The following is a 1215-nucleotide window of genomic DNA, read 5'->3' as shown; positions in this document are numbered from 1 at the left end:
ACGATGAAGACGTTGCTGCGGGCGTAGGGGGTGATGTTGTCCCCGGAGCCGTGCATGGCGTTGCAGTCGAACCAGGTCGCCGAGCCGGCCTTGCCGGTGAAGAGCTTGATGCCGTGGCGGTCGGCCATCTTCGTCAGCGCCTCGTCGGAGGGGATGCCGGCGTCCTGCATCTGGAGGGACTTCTTGTAGTTGTCCTTCGGGGTCTCGCCCGCGCAGCCGACGAACGACTTGTGGGACCCGGGCATGATCATCAGCCCGCCGTTGGTGTCGAAGTTCTCGGTCAGCGCGATCGAGACGGACACGGTCCGCATGCGGGGCAGTCCGTCCTCGGCGTGCCAGGTCTCGAAGTCGGAGTGCCAGTAGAAGCCGGAGGCGCCGAAGCCGGGTTTGACGTTGATCCGGGACTGGTGGACGTACACGTCGGAGCCGAGGATCTGGCGGGCGCGGCCCACCACGCGCTCGTCGCGGACCAGGCCGGCGAAGACCTCGCTGAGTTTGTGGACCTCGAAGACGGAGCGCACGCTCTGCGACTTCGGCTCGATGATCGAGCGTTCGTCGGCGCGGACCCGCGGGTCGTCGACGAGCCGGTCCAGTTCCGCGCGGTAGACGGCCACCTCGTCGGGGGTGATGAGCTGGTCGATGGCGAGGAACCCGTCGTGTTCGAAGGACTGGAGGTCCTTCGCGGCGATCGGTCCCGGGGCGCCCGGCGCGGACCAGATGACCGGGTCCTGGCGGGGAGTGGTCATCTCGGCGGCGCCGCGCGAGGGGTACAGGTCGGCGCGTACGTCCACATCGGTGGTCATGGTTCAGCCCTCCTCTGTCAGCAGCGGGTATACACCGTTCTCGTCATGGTCCTCCCGTCCGGTGACGGGGGGATTGAAGACGCACACGCAGCGGAAGTCGGTCTTGGGCCGCAGCGTGTGGTGCTCGTGCCCGTCCAGCAGGTACATCGTGCCGGGGGTGATCCAGTGCTTCTCGCCGGTCTCGTCGTTGGTGAGCTCGGCCTCGCCCTCGGTGCACAGCACGGCCTCGATGTGGTTGGCGTACCACATCGACGTCTCCGTGCCCGCGTACAGCACGGTCTCGTGGAGCGAGAAGCCCACCTTCTCCTTGGCGAGCACGATGCGCTTGCTCTCCCAGGTACCTGAAGCGGACCTGACGTGCCGGTCGGTGTTCTCGATGTCACTGAAAGATCGGACGATCACGGTGGGGTGG

General features: G+C 66.7%; 2 protein-coding genes. Both read right to left on the bottom strand.

Annotated elements, in window-relative coordinates:
* A partial coding sequence (gene thpD, locus ACHFIV_RS22050; RefSeq protein ID WP_398971704.1) for an ectoine hydroxylase occupies window positions 1–803 on the bottom strand: 803 nt, incomplete at its 3' end.
* Between the two features lie 3 nt (window positions 804–806).
* Window positions 807–1205, bottom strand: a complete 399-nt coding sequence (locus ACHFIV_RS22045; RefSeq protein ID WP_015576694.1) for an ectoine synthase — start codon at window positions 1203–1205, stop codon at window positions 807–809.
* Window positions 1206–1215: the final 10 nt, after the last annotated feature.

The organism is Streptomyces sp. ALB3 (assembly GCF_044385685.1).
Classification (GTDB): domain Bacteria; phylum Actinomycetota; class Actinomycetes; order Streptomycetales; family Streptomycetaceae; genus Streptomyces.
Note: the sequence above shows the minus strand (reverse complement) of the source record. Positions and strands in the feature narration are given on the sequence as shown.